Genomic DNA, 24,782 nt, shown 5'->3' on the forward strand with positions numbered 1-24,782 from the left:
ATCTGGGCACATCCGATGGCGTGAGGCCCGAAGGTCCCCCACTTTGGTCTTGCGACGTTATGCGGTATTAGCTACCGTTTCCAGTAGTTATCCCCCTCCATCGGGCAGTTTCCCAGACATTACTCACCCGTCCGCCACTCGTCACCCAAGAGCAAGCTCTCTGTGCTACCGTTCGACTTGCATGTGTTAGGCCTGCCGCCAGCGTTCAATCTGAGCCATGATCAAACTCTTCAATTTAAGTTTGATGCTCGTGAATTAAACTTCGTAATGAATTACGTGTTCACTCAGAGACTTGGTATTCATTTTTCGTCTTGCGACGTTAAGAATCCGTATCTTCGAGTGCCCACACAGATTGTCTGATAAATTGTTAAAGAGCAGTGCCGCTTCGCTTTTCTCAGCGGCGCGGGATGTGCATATTACGCTTTCCCGCTTCAGAGTCAAGCGTTTATTTCGCTTTCCTCCGTTGAGATTCTCAGGAGAACCTCGCTGACCCGGCGGCTTGTAATCCGTTGTTCCGTGTCAGTGGAGGCGCATTATAGGGAGTTCTGAGACGTTGACAAGCCCTGTTTTAAAAAAACTTTTCAACCGTCTCTTTTTTGCTCAAATCAGGCTGAAACAGGCAGTTTTTCGAGCGTTTCAAAGCCGTAACGCTGTAAAACGGGTAAAAGTTGCTCAGTTTCTGCCGTCTGGGCCATGCAGTAAGCCAGATTCGGTTCGCTGGATTTTGCATCCGGCGCTTCATGTTCCAGCAGCCAGGCGGTACGCCGCGCAATCGCCGCGCCGGAATCCACCAGCCGCGTTCCTTCCGGCAGCACCTGCAGCAGCTCCTCTTGTAATAGAGGGAAGTGAGTGCAGCCGAGCACGACGGTATCCGGCGGCTCGGGCATCCGCAGCCACGGACGCAGAATACGGCGCAGCTCTTCCAGCGGTACCGCTTCTCCGTGCAGCTTTGCTTCTGCCAGTTCCACCAGCTCAGCTGAGCCCAGCATCTCAATGCGGCATTCATTCGCAAAGCGCGCGATCAGCTCGTGAGTATAAGGACGCTTCACCGTTCCTCGCGTGGCCAGTAGCCCCACAATGCGGTTTGCCGACAGACGCGCCGCCGGTTTAATCGCCGGTACAACGCCGACAACCGGGAAAGCGAATTTATCGCGTAGCGCGGGCAGCGAGACCGTGCTCGCGGTGTTACAGGCGATCACCGCCAGCGCTAACGGGTAACGCTGCTGTACCGCGGTGACAATTTCCAGGACCCGCTCGACGATAAACTCTTCGCTCTTCTCCCCATAGGGAAACGCAACGTTATCGAAAGCGTAGATGTAATGGAGATCCGGCAGAAGATTCCGGATCTCATCATAGACCGACAGCCCACCGACGCCGGAGTCAAAGACCAGTACGGTGGGACGTGGTTCAGAAGGTGTAGCTGCCAGACAAGGTGTATTCCCGTCCTGCAGTTTGGTAGCCATAAACTGTCTCGTAATCTTTATCGAACAGGTTGGCTATTTTACCACGAACTGTCAGGTGTGAGGTGATCGGATACGACAATCCAATATCCCACAGGCTTACGCCGCCCATTTTGACATCGCGCCCATTGTCGTAGTCGTTATCGTAACGCTCACCGAGATACTGATACATGACGTTCCAGCCAAGGTCGGCGATTTGCCCGGTCAGCTCATACTTCACCTGCTGCTTCGCGCGACGGTACAGCACTTTATCCGTCTGGTCATCGCGCGGGTCAACATATTGCAGCGTCAGGTGATGTTCCACCGGGCCGGTGGTGAGGTTTCCCGTCCACTCTATGCCTTTAATGGTGGCCGACTTCACGTTGATATACTGATTGTTTTTATAGTCAATCAGGTTCTGGATTTCGTAACGGTAGGCGGAAAGACGCCAGTCAAGCGGCCCGGTTAAGCCCTCAATACCGGTTTCCCACTGCTTAGACTCTTCCGGTTTCAGATCGGGATTCGCGGCAATGCCCGGCCCATAGGCGGAGGCAAAGCGCGTCGCGCCGTACTGCTGGCCCAGCGAAGGCGCCAGGAAACCCGTGCCGTAGGAGAGCGTCGCACGGTAGCCCTCGACAAATTCCCAGCCCGCGGCGGTCTGCCAGGTACCGTGCCAGCCGAACTGCTCGTCGTGATCCTCACGCCCGGACGCTTCCAGCGTTACCGCGTCAATCTGCTGCTGCCCGGTCAGGTACAGCCCGGTGGTATCACGTTTATAAGTATCCGCCAGGGTGGTACTGCTGGAAGTGAGCTTTTCCTGCTTCCAGTCCACGCCACCGCTAATCGCCCCGTGCCCAACTTCAACGTTATTACCCCACTGGATATAGCGCTGCTCCATATCATCCAGCGTCGCCTCACCCGCGTAGCGACCGAGATCGTTACTGTAGTTGTAGTTTTTCAGACGCTGATAGTTGGCGATCAGCTGAGAGGAATAAATGCCGGAGCTGTAGCGCAGGCCGGTGTCCCAGGATTGATTGTAGCTCTGGCTTTCGTCATTGCCGCCGGCATGGCCGTACGAGCCCTGGTCGTAGTCGCTGTTGGCGGTATAGCCATAGCCGCGGAAGAAGCCGGAGAAATTGTCGTCAAATTTATGCTGCACGCCGCCGAGGAACAATTTGTTGCGGTAGCCGTCGCGATCGCTATCGCCGCTATAAGGGGAGTTAGGTTGAACGTTGAAGCCATTCGTGGTCTGGTAAGCCCCCGCGGCCGTTACCACCGTGTCGCCAAAGCGTTTATTCACCGTGCCGTCGTAAGTTTGATAGCCATCGGTCCCCACGCCGGCGTTAATCTGCGCGCGGTCGTTGTCGCTCATGGTGATGATATTCACCACGCCGCCAATGGCGCCAGAGCCATAAACCGCTGAACGCGGCCCGCGAATATATTCCACGCGCTGCACCAGCGAAACGGGGATCTGGCCGATATCAATGCCGTTAGTGATACCCGCGCGCGCCATCGGCACGCCGTCAATCAGCACCAGAACATGACGGCCTTCAGTGCCGCGCACATAAAGAGAAGCGCTGTTACCCATGCCGCCGGTCTGAGAGATATCGACGCCGGGCAAACGGCGCATCACATCATTGAGATCTTTTGACTGCCAGCGCTGAATGTCATCGCGGGTGACCACGTCGGTCGGCGCCAGCACGGTATTAACAGGTTGCTGGAAGCGGTTGGCGGTAACCACCAGCGTGTCTGAATTGCTGTCCTGCGCCCAGCCGGAAAAAGCCGTGACGGATAACGCCGTCATCAGCGAAGCTTTTTTAATCATTTTTCAAAGCATCCGAAACAGAAAAAGGATGCCGCAGGCTTTATCAGTTGCTCGCGACGATAAAACCTCATGCGACGTCATCCGGCAGGTCTTCGGGCTTGGTGGCTATATAGAGAAACGATGACTTCCCACGGCAAGCCGCAGTGTCTGCATAAAATGCGCTCGTCTCTCACCCTCCTTACCGCTGCGCGTCAGCCCCAGATTTACACTGGGTTCCCTTTTAACTCACAGGACCGGTACGCGAATGCTACATTTAGTTACATATAGATGTCCAGACTGCTATTTACGATTTTCACCTGCATCGACACTGGACATCCCCTGAGCAGGCCCTACAATCCCCGCGTACTTTTATTATTCAGGATGCCTCATGACCCCCGAACACCTCCCAACCGAACAGTACGACGCACAGCTCGCCGAGAAAGTCACTCGCCTGCAAACGATGATGGCGCCGTTTAGCGCACCCGCGCCGGAGGTGTTCCGCTCGCCGGTCAGCCACTACCGGATGCGCGCCGAATTCCGCATCTGGCACGACGGCGATGACCTGTACCACATCATGTTTGACCAGCAGACCAAGAGCCGTATTCGCGTCGACACCTTCCCGGCCGCCAGCGAGCTGATCAACACGCTGATGACCGCGATGCTCGAGGGTGTGCGCGATAACGCCATCCTGCGCCATAAACTGTTTCAGATTGACTACCTCACTACCCTGAGCAATCAGGCGGTGGTGTCGCTGCTGTACCATAAAAAGCTCGACGACGCCTGGCGCGAGCAGGCCGAAGCGCTGCGCGACGCGCTGCGTGCTCGGGGGCTGAACGTGCACCTGATTGGCCGCGCGACGAAAACCAAAATCGCGCTGGATCAGGACTATATCGATGAGCGTCTGCCGGTGGCGGGAAAAGAGATGATCTACCGCCAGGTAGAAAACAGCTTCACCCAGCCGAACGCGGCGATGAATATTCAGATGCTGGAATGGGCGCTGGACGCCACGAACAATTCACAGGGCGACCTGCTGGAACTGTACTGCGGCAACGGTAACTTCTCGCTGGCGCTGGCGCGCAACTTCAACCGCGTGCTGGCTACCGAAATCGCCAAGCCGTCCGTCGCCGCCGCGCAGTACAACATTGCCGCCAACCAGATAGACAACGTGCAGATTATCCGCATGGCGGCGGAAGAATTTACCCAGGCGATGAACGGCGTGCGGGAATTTAACCGCTTGCAGGGCATTGATTTGAAGAGCTATCAGTGCGAGACGATTTTCGTCGATCCGCCGCGTAGCGGGCTGGATAGCGAAACCGAGAAGATGGTGCAGGCGTACCCGAACATTCTCTACATCTCCTGTAACCCGGAGACGCTGTGTCAGAACCTGGAAACGTTGAGCCAGACGCACAAGGTGTCACGCCTCGCGCTGTTCGACCAGTTCCCGTATACCCATCATATGGAATGCGGCGTGCTGTTAACGAAGAAGTAAGACTGAAGGTAGGCCGGATAAGCGTAGCGCCATCCGGCAGTTTCTGAGCAGATTGCCGGATGGCGGCTTTGCCTTATCCGGCCTACGCGATAATTACGATTCCTGCCTGCGGTTACGCAACTTCACGCCAATCCAGAACACCATCGCCACCGACAGCACCGCCGGGAAGAAGTTAGAACCGATATCCGGGTACTCCGCGCGCACCACGGTGCTGTACAGCAGCACGCCCAGGATAAAGCAGCCGGCCGCCAGGCCTGGCAGCCCTACCGGCATCGTACGGTTCTGATAGCGTTGATGCAGACAGTAGACCGTCAGCACCAGCGAGATAATGGGAAAAATGGAGAAAGGTACGATGGAGCTAAACAGGGCTGCAAACGTGCCGTTAATCGATAAACCCGCTAACAGCGCCAGCAGCAGCGTACCCTTTTCTTGACCTGACTGTTTCATTGCTCGTTTACCACCTTATTCGGACTGATGTGTCGTCTTCTCTTGTTCACGGCGATACCAGTAGTACGCGCCTTTGGATATCATCCGTAACTGCAGCACCAGCCGTTCTTCCAGCTGCCGACGCTGCTCAAGGCTAACATCCAGCGCCTCCGCTCCCGCGCTAAATACAATGGTCACCATCGCCTCTGCCTGCGCTTCCGTGAACGCACGAGGCATATGGTTTTCGATTTCCAGATAGTCGGCAAGTTCCGCAATGAAGTGCTGAATTTCACGCGCCACCGCGGCGCGGAAGGCGGCAGACGTCCCGGAACGTTCGCGCAGCAGCAGGCGGAAGGCGTTCGGGTTGTTGCCGATAAACTCCATAAACGTGGAGACGGAGGTGCGGATCACGCTGCCGCCCTTGGCGATACGCTGACGCGCCTGGCGCATCAGCTGGCGCAGCATCAGGCCGCTCTCATCAACCATGGTCAGCCCCAGCTCATCCACATCGCGGAAATGGCGATAAAAGGAGGTTGGCGCAATGCCCGCCTCACGCGCCACTTCACGCAGGCTCAGGCTGGCAAAACTGCGCTCGGCGCTAAGTTGACTGAATGCCGCTTCAACCAGCGAACGCCGGGTTTTTTCTTTTTGTTGCGCTCTAACACCCATCACGATAACTGAATCCTTCCACATGCCGTGCTGGCACTATACCAGAGATTAAAACGGATCGACTTACGCAGCTTTGTTAATGATTGTTTACATGCTATTTATGCTATTTCGTATGAAAAAAGCCCAACGATAATTGGGTTATATCTTCGATGATGTTATGATTCTGTTGCTTTTATGTATAAGAACAGGTAAGCCCTACCATGCCACATTCCTACGATTATGATGCAATAGTAATTGGTTCCGGCCCCGGCGGCGAAGGCGCTGCTATGGGTCTGGTGAAGCAAGGAGCCCGTGTCGCCGTTATTGAGCGTTACCATAATGTCGGCGGCGGCTGTACCCACTGGGGGACTATCCCTTCCAAAGCCCTTCGCCATGCCGTCAGCCGTATTATCGAATTCAACCAGAACCCTCTCTACAGCGACCACAGCCGACTTCTCCGCTCTTCTTTTGCCGACATCCTGAATCATGCCGATAGCGTTATCAATCAGCAAACTCGCATGCGTCAGGGTTTTTATGAGCGCAATCACTGCGAGATGCTGCAGGGCGACGCCCGTTTCATCGATGAGCATACCCTCGCGCTGGAGTGCCCGGACGGTTCGGTTGAAACGCTCACCGCCGACAAGTTCGTGATCGCCTGCGGTTCGCGTCCGTATCGTCCGGCCGACGTTGATTTCACCCACCCGCGCATTTACGACAGCGATTCCATTCTCAGCCTGCACCACGAACCGCGCCACGTGATTATCTACGGCGCCGGGGTCATTGGCTGCGAATACGCGTCTATTTTCCGCGGCATGGATGTAAAAGTTGACCTGATCAACACCCGCGACCGTCTGCTGGCGTTCCTCGACCAGGAGATGTCGGACTCGCTTTCTTATCACTTCTGGAACAGCGGCGTGGTCATTCGCCACAACGAAGAGTACGAGAAGATTGAAGGCGTGGACGACGGCGTGATCATGCACCTGAAGTCCGGCAAAAAACTGAAGGCCGACTGCCTGCTATTCGCCAACGGCCGTACCGGTAACACCGACTCGCTGTCGCTGGAAAACATTGGCCTGCAGGCCGATGGCCGCGGCCAGCTGAAGGTCAATAGCATGTACCAGACCGCGCTGCCGCACGTTTACGCCGTTGGCGACGTGATCGGCTACCCGAGCCTGGCCTCTGCTGCCTACGACCAGGGCCGTATTGCCGCCCAGGCGCTGATCAGAGGCGAAGCCACCGCGCACCTGATTGAAGACATCCCAACCGGCATCTATACCATTCCGGAAATCAGCTCCGTCGGCAAAACCGAGCAGCAGCTGACGGCCATGAAGGTACCGTACGAGGTCGGACGCGCCCAGTTTAAACATCTGGCGCGAGCGCAAATCGTGGGGATGAGCGTGGGGAGTCTGAAGATCCTGTTCCATCGGGAGACGAAAGAGATCCTCGGCATTCACTGCTTTGGCGAGCGCGCGGCCGAGATTATTCATATCGGCCAGGCGATCATGGAGCAGAAAGGCGGCGGTAACACCATCGAGTACTTCGTTAACACCACCTTTAACTACCCAACCATGGCGGAAGCCTATCGGGTTGCGGCGCTGAACGGCTTAAACCGCCTTTTTTAACGCCTTGTCAAAATGGCCGTCCATCGTCTCACGGACGGCCTCTGCCAGCTGCTCATAGCGGCTGCGCAGCGGCGACCCCGGTCGATAGACCAGCCCAACGGTACGGCGTGGCTCCGGCTTGATACACGGCAGATACACGACGCCATCGCGTTTACGCTCCTGCGGCACGGCCAGCGCGGGCAATAACGTAATGCCGCTGCCCGCCGCCACCATATTACGCAGCGTTTCCAGACTGGTCGCGCGGAAATGGGTATCTTCATCCGCACCGGCTTCAAAACAGAAGCCCATCGCCTGATCGCGCAGGCAGTGGCCGTCTTCCAGCATCAGCAGTTTCTCACCGGCCAGATCCGACATCGGCACGCGATCGCGCTCGGCCCACGGGTGATCTTCATAGATCGCCAGCATCATCGGTTCATCAAACAGCGGCACCTCAATAAAGGCTTCGCTCTCTTTCACCAGCGCCAGAATCGCGCAGTCCAGCTTGCCGCTGTCGAGCTGCGCCAGCAGCTGATGGGTTTGCGCTTCGTGCAGGTACATTTCCAGCTTAGGGAACGTCTGGTGCAGCATTGGGATAATGTGGGGCAGCAGGTACGGGCCAACGGTCGGGATCAGGCCGATATGCAACGGGCCGGACATGGTCTCCCCCTGCTGGCTAGCCATCTCCTTGAGCACTTTGACCTCGCGTAGCACGGTACGCGCCTGGTCCACCAGCAGCAGACCGGCCTGGGTAAACAGCACCTTACGGCTGGTACGCTCCAGCAGCATGACGCCCAGTTCATCTTCCAGCTTACGGATCTGCCCGCTCAGGGTCGGCTGGCTGACGTGGCAGGAATCTGCCGCCCGGCGGAAATGCCGGTGTTCAGCTAACGCCACCAGGTATTCAAGATCGCGAATATTCATTATTCATCCTCCATCGCCACGATAGTTCATGGCGATAGATAGAATAGCAATGAATGATTATCCCTATCAAGACTTCTGTTTAATAATACGCCAAAGAAACAGCGCGGCTCCTTGTTTAACCCTTTGAAGTCGCCGCGTAGATTTCTGAGTTTCTCTCAAAACTCGACTAACTAAAGCCAACATGAACGTTTGCGGGCCCCGTGGCCCGCTTTTTTTTTGGCGTAAAAAACCCGGCGTCGCTGCGCTCGGCCGGGCTACATCACGCGTAGGCCGGATAAGGCGAAGCCGCCATCCGGCAATGTGCGCCGATCTGCCTGATGGCGCTACGCTTATCAGGCCTACAACGCGAGGCGCGCCTTCGCGTCGCTAATCGCCTGCGCGACCTGTTTAGGTGAGACGCCGCCTTTTGCCGCACGCTTATCCAGGCACGATTGCAGCGACAGAATCGGGTAAACGTCGTTGCCAATCACCGCGCTGAATTTTTGCAGATCGGCCAGCGGTAGATCTTCCAGCGGCTTGCCCTGGGCAATGGCTTCCACCACCGCTTCGCCGACGATATGGTGCGCTTCACGGAACGGCACGCCTTTCGCGACCAGATAATCCGCCAGTTCGGTGGCGTTGGCGTAGCCCTGCTGCGCCGCTTCCTGACAGCGCGGACGTTTAACCTGAATGCCGTCCAGCACCAGCGCGGCCATATGCAGGCAGTCCAGCCAGGTATCCAGCGCGTCGAACACGCCTTCTTTGTCTTCCTGCATATCTTTGTTGTAGGCCAGCGGCAGACCTTTGAGGGTCATCATCATGCCGGTCAGCGCGCCCTGCACGCGGCCGCATTTCCCGCGGATCAGCTCCAGCGCGTCCGGGTTTTTCTTCTGCGGCATCAGGGAAGAGCCTGACGTCACGCGATCGGACAGCTCCACAAAGCCCGCTTCACCGGTATTGAAGAAGATCAGATCTTCGGCGAAGCGCGACAGGTGCACCATGCCGATAGAAGCGTTGGACAGCAGTTCCAGTACGTGGTCGCGGTCGGAAACGCTGTCCAGGCTGTTGCGGGTCGCGGACGCGAAGCCCAGCCAGCCCGCCAGCTGTTCACGGTCAATTTCATAGGCGGTACCCGCCAGCGCGCCGCAGCCCAGCGGGCTAACGTCCAGACGTTTCAGGGTATCCTGCAGGCGGCTTTCATCGCGCGCCAGCATCTCAACGTAGGCCAGGCACCAGTGCGCAAACGTGACCGGCTGCGCCCGTTGCAGGTGGGTATAGCCCGGCATCACCGCGTCCTGGTTCGCCTGTGCGGTTTCCACCAGCGCGTGTTGCAGCTGACGATTCGCGTCCAGCAGCTCCGCCACGGTGTCTTTGCACCACAGTTTGAGGTCGGTCGCGACCTGGTCGTTACGGCTACGCCCGGTGTGCAGCTTTTTACCCAGTTGGCCGACCTTATCGATCAGCTTGCCTTCCACCCAGCTATGGATGTCTTCGGCATCGCTTTCAAGAATCTGCTGCGGATTCGCGCGAACGTCTTCCAGCAGCACGCCCAGCGCCGCTTCTAGCTGGGATTGCTCGTCCGCCGTCAATACGCCAACCGTCACCAGCGCTTTGGACCAGGCAACGGAGCCAATGATATCCTGCTCCGCCAGGCGATAGTCAAAGCGTAAAGAGTCGTTGAACTGTTTGAACCGCTGATCCGCTGCCTGAGAAAAACGCCCGCCCCAAAGTGCCATAACATGCTTCCTTAAATTCGTTTATTGATGCTGGATATTATTCAGCCTGAAAACAACCCTCACCCCGGCCCTCTCCCTGAGGGAGAGGGGGAAAACCGTCAGTTCCCTCGTCCCTGTGGAGAGAGGGAGAACTATACCGGCTCCGGCCAGTCCCCTCGCCCCTTTGGGGAGAGGGTTAGGGTGAGGGGAAAATCACTTACGCCAGAATACGCGTGCCAATCGGCGTGCCGTTAAACAGCGCCGGCAGCTGCTCGGCATGACGCCAGGAGGCGATATCCACCGGGCGGCCCAGCGTGCGCGCCGCATCCAGCGCTGCGTTCACTTTCACAATCATGCCGTCGGTAATAATCCCCTGCTCGATCAGCTGCTCCGCCTTCGCTGCGGTCATTTCCGCAATACGCTGGCCTTTACCGTCCAGAATACCGCTCACGTCGGAAAGCAGAATCAGATCCGCGCCCAGCGTGGCCGCCAGTGCCGTTGCCGCCTGATCCGCGTTAACGTTCATCAGCTGCCCTTCTGCGGTCACGCCGATGGAGCTCACCACCGGCAGGAATCCACCTTCCAGCAGCATATTGATAAGCTTAGGCGAGCCCGGCTGCGCCAGACCGACGTGGCCCAGCTCTTCGTCCAGTTTGGTGACGTTAACGCTGTCGCCGTCGCCGAGGAACAGGCCCACGGAGGCGATATCATGCTTCTTCGCCCATGCCAGCAGCGTTTTGTTGGCGGTGCCCGCCAGCGCGCCGGTGATGATGTCAATCTGGTCGGCAGGCGTCACGCGCAGGCCGTTTTTCTTTTTCACCGGCAGGTTGAGCTGCTTCATCAGCTCATCCACTACGCAGCCACCGCCGTGGACAATCACCAGCGGGCGTTGATGCGATTCGCGGTAGTTCACCAGCGCGGTAAACAGACGCTCCAGCGCTTCTTCGCTATCCAGCAACACGCCGCCCAGTTTAATAATTAAAGGATTCATCATCGTCACACCTTAAATAAGAGACTGCGTCTCAGCGAAGCCGAAACGAATATTGGCGCACTGCATTGCCTGTGCGGCGGCGCCTTTCAATAGGTTATCTTCGGTCGCCACCACGATCAGGTGCTCGCCCTGAACGGCAAAACCGATATCGCAGAACGGCAGGCCGACCACGTTTTTCAGCGCCGGCACGCCCTTCTCATATAAACGCACCATCGGCTTGTCGGCGTAGGCCTGCTGCAACGCGTCCGCTACCTGCACATGCGTCACACCCGGCTTCAGGTGGCAGGTGATGGTTTCCAGAATCCCGCGCGGGAAGTTGCCCAGATGCGGGGTGAAAATCACCTCGGCGCCAAGATGGCTGGCGATTTCCGGCTGATGACGGTGGGTAAACACACCGTACGGTTGCAGGCTCACTTCGCAGAAGCTGTTGGAGATCGCCGCTTTACGCCCCGCGCCGCTCACGCCACTGGTGGCGTTGATCACCGGCCACTGATTGAGATCGAGCAGATCACCATCAATCAGCGGTTTTAAGGAAAGCTGTGCCGCCGTAGGGTAGCAGCCCGGCACCGCGATCAGCTGCGCCTCTTTCAGCGCCTCGGCGCTCCACTCGGCCAGGCCGTAGACCGCCTGCGCCAGCAGCTGCGGGTGCTGATGGGTGAAACCGTAATATTTTTCATAGAAGGCGCCGTCGTTCACACGGAACGCGCCGGACAGGTCAAACACCACGCAGCCCGCGGCGAGGAACTGCGGCGCCAGATCGTGACTGACTTCGTGGGCGGTGGCGAGGAACACTACGTCAACGCCTGCGCTGAATTCGCTGATATCGGACATCGGCTGCAGCGGCAGATCGACAATCCCTTTTAACTGTGGATGCAAATCGGAGATTAACTTTCCTGCATCATTGCTTTGCGCTGAGACCGTCAAAGCGGTTATGTTCATATGAGGATGGCGATTCACATAGGTCACAAGCTCTGCGCCAGCGTAACCGCTCGCGCCCACAATCAGCGTATTCAACATCGGGGCCGTTTACCTTCTTATGTCTGTTTGCCTGATTAAGCGTCGTCACTTCACCCTACCGTTGGTGGGTTTTCTTACGCCTAATGATAATGTATTTTTATTCACAAATACTGCATGAATATTGATACTATCACGACCCGAGGTGTGTCAACAATGAAAAACAATTTACCACCATTTATCGAGATTTACCGTGCGTTGATCGCCACCCCGTCCATCAGCGCAACCGAGCAAGCGCTCGATCAGAGTAATGCGTCTTTAATCACTCTGCTAGCCGACTGGTTCGCCTCTCTTGGCTTCAACGTCGAGGTGCAGCCGGTCCCGGGCACGCGCAATAAATTCAACCTGCTGGCCAGCACCGGACACGGCGCGGGCGGACTATTGCTTGCCGGTCACACCGATACCGTGCCGTTCGACGACGGCCGCTGGACCCGCGACCCGTTTACCCTCACCGAGCACGACAACAAGCTCTACGGGCTGGGCACCGCCGACATGAAAGGCTTCTTTGCGTTTATTCTCGACGCGCTGCGTGATGTGGACGTGACACAGCTTAAAAAGCCGCTCTATATTCTGGCGACGGCGGACGAAGAGACCAGCATGGCGGGCGCCCGCTACTTCTCAGAATCCACCGATCTGCGCCCGGACTGCGCCATCATCGGCGAGCCGACCTCGCTACAGCCGGTGCGCGCGCATAAAGGCCACATGTCCAACGCCATTCGGGTGATGGGCCAGTCCGGCCACTCCAGCGACCCGGCGCGCGGCGTGAACGCCATTGAAATTATGCATGACGCCATCGGGCGGGTGATGCAACTGCGCGACTCGCTGAAAGAACGCTATCACTACGATGCGTTTACCGTCCCCTACCCGACGCTGAACCTCGGCAGCCTTCACGGCGGCGATGCCTCTAACCGTATTTGCGCCTGCTGCGAGCTGCATATGGATATCCGCCCGCTGCCGGGCATGACGCTGAACGATCTCAACGGCCTGCTGGAGGAAGCGCTGGAGCCGGTGAGCGCGCAGTGGCCGGGCCGCCTGACGGTCAGCGAGCTGCACGCGCCGATTCCGGGCTACGAATGCCCGCCGGACCACCAGCTGGTCGAGGTGCTGGAAAAACTGCTCGGCACCAAAACCGAGGTGGTGAACTACTGTACCGAAGCGCCGTTTATTCAAACCCTGTGCCCGACCATCGTCTTAGGCCCCGGCTCCATTAACCAGGCGCACCAGCCGGATGAGTATCTGGAAACCCGCTTTATCAAACCGACCCGCGAGCTGATTACCCAGGTGGTGCATCACTTCTGCTGGCATTAATGTGTTCTGCCCGGTGGCGCTACGCTTACCGGGCCTACCTCCGCCTGTAGGCCGGATACGCGCAGCGCCATCCGGCATCTCAAACCCGCGATCGCCTTCACATTTTCATAAGCATTTCTTATCTGGCACGAAGCGAATTAACTTTCGTAAATTGTCGCGATTTATTCGTTTGCTGAAGCGATTTCGCAGCAATTGACGTAAGGGGTTTTACGTGGCTTTATAAAAGAGGTGTCTTTATCCCGCCCTTACGTTCCAAAGGCTGGGATATAACAAAATAAAATGAGATGGGGTGTCTGGGTTAATGAACGAACAATATTCCGCGTTGCGTAGTAATGTCAGTATGCTCGGTAAAGTGCTAGGCGATACCATTAAGGATGCGCTTGGCGAGAACATTCTTGACCGTGTAGAAACGATCCGCAAATTGTCCAAGTCCTCACGCGCGGGCAACGAAGCTAACCGCCAGGAGCTGCTCACCACGCTGCAGAACCTGTCCAACGATGAACTGCTGCCGGTCGCCCGCGCGTTCAGCCAGTTCCTGAACCTGGCCAACACCGCCGAGCAGTACCACAGCATTTCGCCGAAAGGCGAAGCGGCAAGCAACCCGGAAGTGATTGCCCGTACCCTGCGTAAACTCAAAGACCAACCCGATCTCAACGAAACTACGATTAAAAAAGCCGTTGAATCGCTGTCGCTGGAACTGGTGCTGACCGCGCACCCGACAGAAATCACCCGTCGTACGCTGATCCACAAGATGGGCGAAATCAACAACTGCCTGAAACAGCTCGATAATAACGATATTGCCGACTACGAACGCAATCAGGTGATGCGCCGTCTGCGCCAGCTGATCGCCCAGTCCTGGCATACCGACGAAATTCGTAAACATCGCCCAAGCCCGGTTGACGAAGCCAAATGGGGCTTTGCGGTGGTGGAAAACAGCCTGTGGGAAGGCGTGCCAAACTACCTGCGCGAGCTGAACGAACAGCTTGAAGCGAATCTGGGCTACCGCCTGCCGGTGGATTTCGTGCCGGTACGCTTCACCTCCTGGATGGGCGGCGACCGCGACGGCAACCCGAACGTCACCGCCGAAATTACCCGCCACGTGCTGCTGCTGAGCCGCTGGAAAGCGACCGATCTGTTCCTGAAAGATATTCAGGTCCTGATTTCTGAACTGTCGATGGTGGAATGCACCGACGAGCTGCGCGAGCTGGTTGGCGAAGCGGGCGCAACCGAACCGTACCGCTATCTGATGAAAAACCTGCGCAGTCAGCTAATGGCCACCCAGGCCTGGCTGGAAGCGCGCCTGAAAGGCCAGCGTCTGCCGAAACCTGCCGGTCTGATTAGCCAGAACGAGCAGCTGTGGGAGCCGCTGTACGCCTGTTATAAATCACTTCAGGCCTGCGGCATGGGCATTATCGCCAACGGCGAGCTGCTCGATACGCTGCGCCGCGTGAAGTGTTTCGGCGTGCCGCTGGTGCGCATTGACGTGCGCCAGGAAAGTACCCGTCATACCGAAGCGCTGGGCGAGCTGACCCGCTACCTGGGCATCGGCGATTACGAAAGCTGGTCAGAAGCCGACAAACAGGCCTTCCTGATCCGCGAACTGAACTCCAAGCGTCCGCTTCTCCCGCGCAGCTGGGAGCCGAGCAACGATACCCGTGAAGTCCTCAACACCTGTAAAGCGATCGTCGACGCACCGGTCGGTTCCGTCGCCGCTTACGTTATCTCAATGGCGAAAACGCCGTCCGACGTGCTGGCGGTACACCTGCTGCTGAAAGAAGCGGGCATTACCTTCGCGCTGCCGGTCGCGCCGCTGTTTGAAACGCTGGACGACCTGAACAACGCCGACGACGTGATGACCCAACTGCTCAGCATTGACTGGTATCGCGGCTTTATCCAGGGCAAACAGATGGTGATGATTGGCTATTCTGACTCCGCGAAAGATGCGGGCGTCATGGCCGCGTCCTGGGCGCAGTACCAGGCGCAGGACGCGCTGATCAAAACCTGTGAAAAAGCCGGCATTGAGCTGACGCTGTTCCACGGCCGTGGCGGTTCTATCGGCCGCGGCGGCGCACCGGCCCACGCAGCGCTGCTTTCTCAGCCTCCGGGCAGCCTGAAAGGCGGCCTGCGCGTGACCGAACAGGGCGAGATGATCCGCTTCAAATACGGTCTGCCGGAAGTGACCGTCAGCAGCCTGTCGCTGTACACCAGCGCCATTCTGGAAGCGAACCTGCTGCCGCCGCCGGAGCCGAAAGAAGAGTGGCGCGGCATCATGGACGAGCTGTCGGATATCTCCTGCGAGATGTATCGCGGCTACGTGCGTGAAAACAAAGATTTCGTGCCGTACTTCCGTTCCGCCACGCCGGAGCAGGAGCTGGGCAAACTGCCGCTGGGTTCGCGTCCGGCTAAACGTCGCCCGACCGGCGGCGTGGAGTCGCTGCGCGCCATCCCGTGGATCTTCGCCTGGACGCAGAACCGTCTGATGCTGCCCGCCTGGCTGGGCGCCGGCGCGGCGCTACAAAAAGTGGTGGAAGACGGTAAGCAGAGCAAGCTGGAAACCATGTGCCGCGACTGGCCGTTCTTCTCTACCCGTCTGGGCATGCTGGAGATGGTCTACGCGAAGGCCGACCTGTGGCTGGCGGAATATTACGACCAGCGCCTGGTGAAACCGGAGCTGTGGGCGCTGGGTACCGAACTGCGCGAGCTGCTGGAAGCCGACATCAAAGTGGTGCTGGATATCGCGAACGACGCGCACCTGATGGCCGACCTGCCGTGGATCGCCGAGTCCATCCAACTGCGTAACATCTACACCGACCCGCTGAACGTGCTCCAGGCTGAACTGCTGCACCGTTCGCGTAAAGCGGAAGAGGAAGGCCAGGAGCCGGATCCTAACGTCGAGCAGGCGCTGATGGTTACCATTGCCGGCGTCGCGGCGGGTATGCGTAACACCGGTTAATTCATCGGGACGCTGACATCCCAAAAGGCCACATTCTTTGTGGCCTTTTTTTATGCCCTCAGTTAAGGTCTCTTTGTTGTTCATCACGACAGGGAGCCTCATGTTTTTCGACATCAACCCACTGCTTTCGCGCATTGCCTCCGGCACCACCCCGCTGCAAAAAATCGGGTTTGCCGGAAATCATACGCCCATTCCCGACATGGCTTTCCAGGTCGATTTCCCGCGCCTGGAGATCCTGCTGGAAGGGCAGCTCGCCGACGCCGGGCTGGGTGATGACGATACGCCCATGCAGGCGCTGGATGCGCTGTACGTCCCCGCGGGCGGCTGGAATTACCCGCACTGGCTGGAACCCGCCACCACGCTGAGCATTCTGTTCGGCAAGCAGCAGCTGGGGTTTAGCGTCCAGCAGTGGGATGGCCTCCGCCTGACGAATCTGGCGAAACAGCACGTCGCCCGTCGCGGGCCGCGCGTCGGCTCGTTCCTACTGCAAACCATGAGCGAAATCCAGATGCAGCCGCAGGAGCAGCAAACCGCGCGGCTGATTGCCACCAGCCTTATCAGCCACTGCGCCGACCTGCTAAGCAGCCAGATCCAGACCGCTTCACGCAGCCAGGCGCTGTTCGACGCCATTCGTGAATATATCGACGCCCACTTCGCCGAACCGCTCACCCGCGAATCGGTGGCGCAGGCGTTCTACATTTCGCCAAACTACCTTTCGCACCTGTTCCAGAAAAGCGGCATTATGGGGTTTAATGAATACCTCAACCACACCCGTCTGGAGCACGCCAGACGGCTGTTGAAGGGCTATGACCTGAAGGTTAAAGAGATCGCCCACGCCTGTGGCTTTGTCGACAGCAACTACTTCTGCCGCCTGTTTCGCAAAAACACCGCGCGCTCGCCGTCAGAGTACCGTCGCCAGTACCACAGCCAGCTGACTACGGCAGAATAATATGCGTATGCTGCGGGGCGGAAAGCAGCTTACGCACCGCGCTCATCACCTTCTGCGGCTCGCGTAGAAAGGCGCTGATACCCGATTGCACATAGCGTCTTTGGATAAAGCGATCGCCGCCGTTCAGCTCAATATCGGTAATCAGCAGCACCGCATCGGCGCGGCGGATGTCCTCTTCCGTGAGCGCGTTTTCAATGCCCAGCGCGCCCTGGGTTTCTATTTTGATGGTCCATTTTTCCTGCTGACAGAGTTTTTCCAGACGTTCCGCCGCCATATAGGTATGGGCCACGCCGCTTACGCAGGCGGTTACCGCCACTAACAATCGTCCGCTCGTTGCCGTCATCGTCCCCTCCTTGCAGAAAACAAACGCTGGCGGGCGCAAAAACTTTTTCGCGCCCGCCAGTCTGTAAGTACCTATAATATCGAGATAATGCTTATGCGCTCTGCGCTAAGTGTGCCTCGATTTTATTCATAATAGCGTCGGCGCGTTTTACTGCATCGCTAATATTGACGCGTACAATGGTTTTCCCGGTGAAGCGCTCTTCAAATTTAATGCCGATGTCTTTGGTCAGAATGACCATATCCGCTGCCGCGACGTCGCTGGCGGTCAGCTCATTTTCCTGACCAATCGACCCCTGCGTTTCTACCTTCACGTTCCAGCCTTTGGATTTGGCCGCGCTTTCCAGCGCTTCCGCGGCCATGTAGGTGTGTGCTACGCCGGAAGGACAGGCCGTTACCGCAATAATATTGGTCATAATCTCTACCTTCTCAATTAGTTAATTTCGAAATCTAAATCCAGGTCATCTTCTTTTTCGACAACCGCTTTCTTGTTCTTACGCGCCACGCTTTTCAGCAGGTTAACGCTGACGGCAGTCACCACCGCACCGACGACAATCGCCAGCAGATAGCCCAGCTTGCCTTCCACCACCGGCAGGACAATCAGACCGCCCCACCCGGCGTAGCACTGCGCTCCCATCAGCGCGGCGGTGACCGCACCGCAAACGGAGCCCAGCATGATGGACGGGATCACGCGCAGCGGGTCGGCGGCGGCGAACGGAATCGCCCCTTCGGTCACGCCCACGCAGCCCATCACCAGCGCCGCCTTTCCGGCTTCGCGCTCTTCATTGTTGAAGTTCTTACGGTTAATCAGCGTCGCCAGCCCCAGGCCCAGCGGCGGCACGCAGATACCGACGGCAGCAATCGCTACCACGGTATAGACACCCTGCGAAACGCAAATCAGCATAAAGGCGTAGGCCACTTTGTTCACCGGGCCGCCCATATCGAACGCCAGCATCAGGCCCATAATCACCGCCAGCACCACGATGCTGCCCTGCTGCATCCCTTGCAGCCAGTGGGTCAGGCTGGTGGTCAGCAGGCCGACCGGTTCGCCCAGCCCCCACATCATCACCCCTGCGGTAATGAAGGTGCCGACGATAGGAATCACGAAGATAGGCATTACCGAGCGCAATACTTTGTGCACCGGGATTTTCTTCAGGTAGTAGACGACGATGCCGCCGATGATCCCGGCGATTAACGCGCCGAAGAAGCCCGCACCAAAACTGTTGCCTACCCACGCGCCGATGGCGCAGGGTGCCAGCGCGGAGCGCTCGGCGATGGAATAGCCGATGTAGGCGGCGAGGAACGGCACCATCAGCGTCAGGCCCGCGACGCCAATATCAAACAGCTTTTTCAGGTTAGGATCGGTGGCCGCGTCCGGTACGGCCCCTTTGCCGTACAGCATGACGGAGACCGCCAGTAAAATACCGCCCGCAACCACAAACGGGATCATGTGCGACACGCCAGTCATCAAATGCTGACGGGTGTTTTTGAGTATGTGCACCAATTCTTTCATCAGTCGCTCCTGGGCTTCTTCGGCCCATGTCCATTAAGGTGTTGTGGCAAACAATAGGCAATTGGCGACGGCACAGACAGTGGATAAAAAGTGCATTTACTGGATTTTTGTAATGTCAGAAGAAAAATGCGAGCGACCTCAAAAGTTCTCGCCATTTCCCTCTTTATAAGCCCTTACGGCAACCTGTGAGATGGCTCGCATTTTCCAGCAGACCATACATTTATCCAGTTTTTGACATAAATGTCAGATAGCAGCGCCAATAACATGCCCCCTATGCTGTTACCCATATCGAATGATTTGGGAGAGAAGGTTATGGCCCTGGTGGTTGAATTTATCTGTGAATTGCCGAATGGCGTGCATGCCCGTCCGGCCAGCCATGTCGAAACGCTGTGCAATACCTTTCGCTGCGATATTGAGTGGCATAACCTGCGCACCGACCGTAAAGGCAACGCCAAAAGCGCGCTGGCGATTATCGGCACCGACACGCTGGCGGGCGATAGCTGCCGGTTACTCATTAACGGCGCTGATGAACAGGCCGCCCACCAACGCCTGTCTGGCTGGCTGAAAGACGAATTTCCGCTGTGCGATGCGCCGCTGGCGCAGGTAGCCAGCGTTGAACAGGATCCGCTGCCGGAATCCCTGACGCGCCTGAACCCGACGCTGTTCCGCGCGCTGCCGGTGTGTAACGGCAGCGCGGGCGGCGTATTAACGCCTCTGGCCGCGCTGGATCTCAATAACCTCGGTCCTCTGCCCGACGCCCAAAGCCCGGAACAGGAGCAATCCGCGCTGGACGGCGGCCTGACGCGACTAGTCAGAACGCTGGAACTACGCCTGCTGGATAGCGACAGCACCGCCAGCGCCATTCTTGAGGCACACCGCTCGCTGGCTACCGACACCTCGCTGCGACAGCATCTGCTGGCGGGCGTCAATCGCGGGCTGAGCTGCGCCCAGGCGATTATCGACAGCACCAACCACTTCTGCGCCGAGTTCGCCCGCTCCAGCAGCAGCTATCTGCAAGAGCGCGCGCTGGACGTTCGCGACGTCGGCTTCCAGCTGTTACAGCACATTTATGGCGAACAGCGCTTCCCGGCACCGGGCCAGCTTACCCAACCGGCAATTTGCATGGCGGAAGAGCTGACGCCAAGCCAGTTCCTCGAACTGGACAAAACCCTGCTGAAAGGCCTGCTGCTGCAAAGCGGCGGCACAACGTCGCATACGGTAATTCTCGCCCGCTCGTTTAACATACCTACCCTCGTTGGCGTGGACATTGACGCCCTGACACCGTGGCATAATCAGGCGATTTATCTCGACGGCAACGCGGGCGCGGTGATTGTCGCGCCAACGGAGGCCGTCAGCCGTTATTACCAGCAGGAGGCGCGCGTCCAGGCCGCCATCCGCGAGCAGCAGAGCGTGTGGCTGAATAAAGAGGCGCGCAGCGCCGACGGTATTCGCCTGGAAGTGGCGGCCAATATTGCCCACTCCGTCGAGGCGCAGGCCGCCTTTGGCAACGGCGCGGAAGCGGTCGGCCTGTTCCGCACCGAAATGCTGTATATGGACCGCGCCAGCGAGCCGGGCGAAAGCGAGCTGTACAATATCTTCTGCCAGGCGCTGGAGTCGGCAAACGGGCGCAGCATTATTATCCGCACCATGGATATCGGCGGCGATAAGCCGGTGGATTACCTCAATATTCCGGCGGAAAACAACCCGTTCCTTGGCTACCGTGCGGTACGTATTTATGAAGAATACGCCTCGCTGTTCACCACCCAGCTACGCGCCATCCTGCGCGCCTCGGCGCACGGCAGCCTGAAAATCATGATTCCGATGATCTCCTCGATGGAAGAGATCCTGTGGGTCAAAGAGAAAGTGGCCGAAGCCAAACAGCAGCTGCGCAGCGAGCACGTGCCGTTTGATGAGCGCATCCCGCTGGGCATCATGCTGGAGGTGCCGTCGGTGATGTTTATCATCGACCAGTGCTGTGAAGAGATCGATTTCTTCAGCATCGGCAGCAACGATCTGACGCAGTACCTGCTGGCGGTTGACCGCGATAACGCCAAAGTCACCCGTCACTACAACAGTCTGAATCCGGCCTTCCTGCGCGCCCTCGACTACGCCGTTCAGGCGGTGCATCGCCAGGGGAAATGGATCGGCCTGTGCGGCGAGCTGGGGGCAAAAGGCTCGGTCCTGCCGCTGCTGGTCGGGCTGGGGCTGGACGAAATCAGCATGAGCGCGCCGTCGATTCCGGCCACCAAAGCGCGCCTGGCCCAGCTCGACAGCCGCGCCTGCCGCCAGTTGCTCAATCAAGCGATGGCCTGCCGCACCTCGCTGGAGGTGGAGCATCTGCTGGCGCAGTTCCGCATGAGCCAGCAGGACGCGCCGCTGATTACCCCGCGCTGCATTTCGCTGGATAACGACTGGCGCAGCAAAGAAGAGGTGCTGAAAGGCATGACCGATAACCTGCTGCTCGCCGGGCGCTGCCGCTATCCGCGTAAGCTCGAGGCCGACCTGTGGGCGCGCGAGGCGGTGTTCTCCACCGGTCTGGGCTTCAGCTTCGCCATCCCGCACAGCAAGTCTGAGCATATCGAACAGTCGACCATCAGCGTCGCACGCCTGCCCGCGCCCGTCGCCTGGGGCGATGAAGAGGCGCAGTTCATCATTATGCTCACGCTCAACAAACACGCCGCGGGCGACCAGCATATGCGCATCTTCTCGCGCCTGGCCCGCCGCATCATGCATGAAGAATTCCGCAACGCGCTGGTTAACGCCGACTCTGCCGACGCTATCGCCAGCCTGCTGCAACACGAACTGGAACTTTAAGAGGAAAGAACATGGAACTGTATCTGGATACCGCCAACGTGCAGGAAGTTGAACGTCTGGCGCGCATCTTCCCGATTGTTGGCGTGACCACCAACCCGAGTATTGTTGCCGCTAGCCGTGAGTCCATCTGGGACGTGCTGCCGCGCCTGAAAAAAGCGATGGGCGACAATGGCACGCTGTTCGCCCAGACCATGAGCCGCACGGCGGAAGGTATGGTTGAGGACGCACGCCGCCTGAACGCGGCCGTTCCCGGTATTGTCGTGAAAGTGCCGGTCACCGCTGAAGGGCTGGCTGCCATCAAGATATTGAAAAAAGAGGGCATCCCCACATTAGGTACCGCCGTGTACAACGCCTCGCAGGGGCTGCTGGCGGCGCTGGCGGGCGCGAAATACGTCGCGCCGTACGTCAACCGCGTGGATGCCCAGGGCGGCGACGGTATTCGCATGGTTCAGGAGTTACAGACTTTGCTGGAACTGCACACGCCGGACAGCAAAGTGCTGGCCGCCAGCTTCAAAACCCCGCGTCAGGCGCTGGACTGTTTATTGGCCGGATGTGAAGCCATCACCCTTCCTTTAGATGTAGCGCAACAAATGCTCGGCACGCCCGCAGTAGAGTCAGCTATAGAGAAGTTCGAGCAAGACTGGAAAAACGCATTTGGTAATCTGAACCTTTGACTGCCCCCGCCCTAAAGGGCGAGGATTCCCACTTCAACGCAACCTACCTTAGCGCCAGTGATGGCGTTAAGGATTTACAGTCGCTCCATGGGCTAACACTGCCAGCCCGGCAGCTTTGATATTACGGGCCGCGTTAACGTCACGATCATGGTCTGCGTCGCATTCAGGACAAGACCATTTACGCACATCAAGAGGCATTTTCTTCATGGTGAAACCGCAGCAGCTACAGCGTTTTGAGGACGGGAAAAACGGGTCAATGGCGACCACTGACCGCCCAGCCCATTCGCCTTTGTACTGGAGCTGGCGCACAAGTTCGCGCCAGCTCGCGTCTGCTATCGCTTTGGACAGCGACGGGTTGCGGATCATGTTCTTCACTTTCAGGGATTCGACGCAGACAACTTGGTTTTCGTTAATCAGTTTGCGGGAGGCCTTGTGCAAGGCATCCATTCGGCAATCGGCAATTTTCGCGTGGATTCGGGCAAATTTTAAGCGGGCTTTGGCGCGGTTTTTCGAGCCTTTGGCCTTTTTGCTTAAACGGCGCTGGAGTAGCGCCAGGCATGCCGCGTATTTAGCAGCATGCCGGGTATGCGGCACGTCCGGCGAAGAAGTTTTTAAATGCGTCCTGTTGGTGGCGTATGGCTTGCTGGAGTGGCACGGCTGAAACATCGCGCAGGAAAGTATATTCCGGCATGGCTTTCAGGGCTGTCAGTCGCTTATCGGCTTGAGGATAGCCAATTTTCTCCTGGCGTTCATAGTACGCATTAGTGCGCCAGCGAAGGATTGAATTGTAGACAAAACGCACGCAACCGAACGTTTGAGTCAATAGCTCAACCTGATCGGGTGTTGGATAGAATCGAAATTTATATGCGCGTTTCATAGGGCTTGCAAAATACGCTGAAACTTGTAAGCCATATTGACGAAGGTCAACGAATGTTACGCAGTTACCGCGCTTATATCCCCGTCCGATTGGGCGAGGCTTTACGCGCATCAACGGTAAGGGAGAAATGTATGGATCGCATTATTCAATCACCAGGTAAGTATATTCAGGGCGCTAACGTTATCACTCGCCTGGGTGATTACTTAAAGCCGATGGCCAACAGCTGGCTGGTCGTGGGCGACAAATTCGTACTGGGATTTGCCGAAGAGACGCTGCGCAAAAGCCTGAGCGAGGCCGGGCTGGCCGTTGAGATTGCGCCGTTCGGCGGCGAGTGTTCGCAGAACGAAGTCAACCGGCTGCAGGACGTGGCGAATAGCGCCAAATGCAGCGCCATTCTGGGTATCGGCGGTGGGAAAACGCTGGATACCGCTAAAGCGCTGGCCCACTTTATGAATCTACCGGTAGCGATTGTCCCGACCATCGCCTCCACCGATGCCCCGTGCAGCGCGCTCTCCGTGCTCTACACCGACGATGGCGAATTTGACCGCTACCTGATGCTGCCGCATAACCCGAACATGGTGATCGTCGACACCAAAATCGTGGCGGGCGCCCCGGCGCGTCTGCTGGCTGCCGGGATTGGCGATGCGCTGGCCACCTGGTTTGAAGCCCGCGCCTGCTCGCGCAGCGGTGCCACCACCATGGCGGGCGGTAAATGCACTCAGGCGGCACTGGCGCTGGCTGAACTGTGCTACAACACGCTGATTGAAGAAGGTGAAAAAGCGATGCTGGCGGCCGAGCAGCACGTGGTCACGCCTGCGCTGGAGCGCGTGATTGAAGCCAATACCTACCTCAGCGGCGTTGGTTTTGAAAGCGGCGGCCTGGCGGCGGCGCACGCCATCCATAACGGCATGACGGCCATCCCGGACGCGCATCACTTCTATCACGGTGAGAAAGTGGCGTTCGGTACGCTGACCCAGCTGGTGCTGGAAAACGCATCGGTAGAAGAAATTGAAACCGTTGCCGCGCTGTGCCACAGCGTTGGTCTACCGATCACTCTGGCGCAGCTGGATATTAAAGACGATATTCCGGCGAAAATGCGCCTGGTGGCGGAAGCGGCCTGCGCGGAAGGGGAAACCATTCACAACATGCCTGGCGGCGCGGATCCTGACCGCGTGTACGCGGCGCTGCTGGTTGCCGACCAGTATGGGCAGCGTTTTCTGCACGAGTGGGAGTAACCCCCTCCCCCTAACCCTCTCCCCACGGGGGAGAGGGGACCGTTTAGTGCGGTTTGTGAATACAGCGTTCAAAATCTGCGCAGACCGCTTTTC

The 24,782-nt window shown here is 57.9% G+C and carries 19 protein-coding genes, 1 rRNA gene, 1 pseudogene and 1 riboswitch; of the genes and pseudogenes, 8 read left to right on the top strand and 13 right to left on the bottom strand.

All coding sequences use genetic code 11. The annotated features are described in order from the left end of the window. The 3 genes from ACK5JN_RS14935 to btuB all read right to left on the bottom strand — a co-directional run. A 16S ribosomal RNA gene (locus ACK5JN_RS14935) occupies window positions 1-237 on the bottom strand; the annotation flags it as partial. Window positions 238-605: 368 nt separating this feature from the next. Next, a complete protein-coding gene (murI, locus tag ACK5JN_RS14940; protein ID WP_416870898.1) occupies window positions 606-1,463 on the bottom strand; it encodes a glutamate racemase in 858 nt (285 codons plus the stop codon). Then, on the bottom strand, window positions 1,408-3,264 hold the full coding sequence (gene btuB, locus ACK5JN_RS14945; RefSeq protein WP_416870899.1) for a TonB-dependent vitamin B12 receptor BtuB: 1,857 nt from the start codon (window positions 3,262-3,264) through the stop codon (window positions 1,408-1,410). Before btuB ends, murI begins: the two co-directional genes overlap by 56 nt. Window positions 3,265-3,329: 65 nt before the next feature. Next, a riboswitch (cobalamin riboswitch) is annotated at window positions 3,330-3,517 on the bottom strand. A 114-nt stretch (window positions 3,518-3,631) separates the two neighbouring features. On the opposite strand from btuB, the gene trmA reads away from it, so the two are divergent. Next, entirely contained in the window at window positions 3,632-4,732 is a 1,101-nt protein-coding gene (gene trmA / locus ACK5JN_RS14950) for a tRNA (uridine(54)-C5)-methyltransferase TrmA (protein ID WP_416870900.1), read from the top strand. A gap of 93 nt (window positions 4,733-4,825) precedes the next feature. Here trmA and ACK5JN_RS14955 read toward each other — a convergent pair whose 3' ends face one another. Both ACK5JN_RS14955 and fabR read right to left on the bottom strand, forming a co-directional pair. Beyond that, complete coding sequence (locus ACK5JN_RS14955; protein ID WP_163448616.1) at window positions 4,826-5,179, bottom strand: YijD family membrane protein; 354 nt, start codon at window positions 5,177-5,179, stop codon at window positions 4,826-4,828. A gap of 15 nt (window positions 5,180-5,194) precedes the next feature. Then, window positions 5,195-5,830, bottom strand: coding sequence for an HTH-type transcriptional repressor FabR (gene fabR / locus ACK5JN_RS14960; RefSeq protein WP_064540299.1), 636 nt, complete (start codon window positions 5,828-5,830; stop codon window positions 5,195-5,197). Between the two features lie 197 nt (window positions 5,831-6,027). On the opposite strand from fabR, the gene sthA reads away from it, so the two are divergent. Next, a complete protein-coding gene (gene sthA / locus ACK5JN_RS14965) occupies window positions 6,028-7,428 on the top strand; it encodes a Si-specific NAD(P)(+) transhydrogenase (RefSeq protein WP_416870901.1) in 1,401 nt (466 codons plus the stop codon). Here sthA and oxyR read toward each other — a convergent pair. The 4 genes from oxyR to argC all read right to left on the bottom strand — a co-directional run bounded on the left by oxyR (window position 7,411) and on the right by argC (window position 12,030). Continuing rightward, window positions 7,411-8,328, bottom strand: a complete 918-nt coding sequence (gene oxyR, locus ACK5JN_RS14970; protein WP_416870902.1) for a DNA-binding transcriptional regulator OxyR — start codon at window positions 8,326-8,328, stop codon at window positions 7,411-7,413. The genes sthA and oxyR overlap by 18 nt on opposite strands. Before the next feature lie 338 nt (window positions 8,329-8,666). Next, window positions 8,667-10,043 carry an argininosuccinate lyase gene (gene argH, locus ACK5JN_RS14975; RefSeq protein ID WP_416870903.1) on the bottom strand — a complete coding sequence of 459 codons (1,377 nt, stop codon included), beginning with the start codon at window positions 10,041-10,043 and terminating at the stop codon, window positions 8,667-8,669. Between the two features lie 196 nt (window positions 10,044-10,239). After that, window positions 10,240-11,016, bottom strand: a complete 777-nt coding sequence (gene argB / locus ACK5JN_RS14980) for an acetylglutamate kinase (protein ID WP_416870904.1) — start codon at window positions 11,014-11,016, stop codon at window positions 10,240-10,242. 9 nt (window positions 11,017-11,025) lie between these two features. Beyond that, entirely contained in the window at window positions 11,026-12,030 is a 1,005-nt protein-coding gene (gene argC, locus ACK5JN_RS14985) for an N-acetyl-gamma-glutamyl-phosphate reductase (protein ID WP_416870905.1), read from the bottom strand. Between the two features lie 153 nt (window positions 12,031-12,183). Between argC and argE the strand changes: the two genes are divergently transcribed. The 3 genes from argE (at window position 12,184) to ACK5JN_RS15000 (ending at window position 17,237) form a co-directional block, all read left to right on the top strand. Beyond that, window positions 12,184-13,335, top strand: a complete 1,152-nt coding sequence (gene argE, locus ACK5JN_RS14990) for an acetylornithine deacetylase (RefSeq protein ID WP_416870906.1) — start codon at window positions 12,184-12,186, stop codon at window positions 13,333-13,335. A 301-nt stretch (window positions 13,336-13,636) separates the two neighbouring features. Then, window positions 13,637-16,288: a phosphoenolpyruvate carboxylase gene (gene ppc / locus ACK5JN_RS14995; protein WP_416870907.1), complete on the top strand. Its 2,652-nt coding sequence runs from the start codon at window positions 13,637-13,639 to the stop codon at window positions 16,286-16,288. A gap of 100 nt (window positions 16,289-16,388) precedes the next feature. Next, a complete protein-coding gene (locus ACK5JN_RS15000; RefSeq protein WP_416870908.1) occupies window positions 16,389-17,237 on the top strand; it encodes a helix-turn-helix transcriptional regulator in 849 nt (282 codons plus the stop codon). On the opposite strand, the gene ACK5JN_RS15005 is transcribed toward ACK5JN_RS15000, so the two are convergent. The 3 genes from ACK5JN_RS15005 to ACK5JN_RS15015 all read right to left on the bottom strand — a co-directional run bounded on the left by ACK5JN_RS15005 (window position 17,224) and on the right by ACK5JN_RS15015 (window position 19,089). Then, on the bottom strand, window positions 17,224-17,580 hold the full coding sequence (locus ACK5JN_RS15005; RefSeq protein WP_416870909.1) for a PTS fructose-like transporter subunit IIB: 357 nt from the start codon (window positions 17,578-17,580) through the stop codon (window positions 17,224-17,226). The genes ACK5JN_RS15000 and ACK5JN_RS15005 overlap by 14 nt on opposite strands. A gap of 91 nt (window positions 17,581-17,671) precedes the next feature. After that, complete coding sequence (locus ACK5JN_RS15010) at window positions 17,672-17,992, bottom strand: PTS fructose-like transporter subunit IIB (RefSeq protein WP_163448625.1); 321 nt, start codon at window positions 17,990-17,992, stop codon at window positions 17,672-17,674. Window positions 17,993-18,009: 17 nt separating this feature from the next. After that, entirely contained in the window at window positions 18,010-19,089 is a 1,080-nt protein-coding gene (locus ACK5JN_RS15015) for a PTS fructose transporter subunit EIIC (protein WP_416870910.1), read from the bottom strand. Between the two features lie 312 nt (window positions 19,090-19,401). On the opposite strand from ACK5JN_RS15015, the gene ptsP reads away from it, so the two are divergent. Together ptsP and fsa are read left to right on the top strand one after the other, a co-directional pair. Next, the gene (gene ptsP, locus ACK5JN_RS15020) at window positions 19,402-21,903 is read left to right on the top strand and encodes a phosphoenolpyruvate--protein phosphotransferase (protein WP_416870911.1); all 2,502 of its coding nucleotides are present in this window, start codon (window positions 19,402-19,404) and stop codon (window positions 21,901-21,903) included. 11 nt (window positions 21,904-21,914) lie between these two features. Continuing rightward, a complete protein-coding gene (gene fsa / locus ACK5JN_RS15025; protein WP_416870912.1) occupies window positions 21,915-22,577 on the top strand; it encodes a fructose-6-phosphate aldolase in 663 nt (220 codons plus the stop codon). A gap of 66 nt (window positions 22,578-22,643) precedes the next feature. Here fsa and ACK5JN_RS15030 read toward each other — a convergent pair. Continuing rightward, a pseudogene (locus tag ACK5JN_RS15030) lies at window positions 22,644-23,454 on the bottom strand (RNA-guided endonuclease TnpB family protein). 131 nt (window positions 23,455-23,585) lie between these two features. On the opposite strand from ACK5JN_RS15030, the gene gldA reads away from it, so the two are divergent. Continuing rightward, on the top strand, window positions 23,586-24,689 hold the full coding sequence (gene gldA / locus ACK5JN_RS15035) for a bifunctional L-1,2-propanediol dehydrogenase/glycerol dehydrogenase (protein WP_416870913.1): 1,104 nt from the start codon (window positions 23,586-23,588) through the stop codon (window positions 24,687-24,689). Window positions 24,690-24,782 lie beyond the last annotated feature (93 nt).

Origin of the sequence: Kluyvera sp. (genome assembly GCF_047971185.1) — a bacterium.
GTDB lineage: Bacteria > Pseudomonadota > Gammaproteobacteria > Enterobacterales > Enterobacteriaceae > Kluyvera.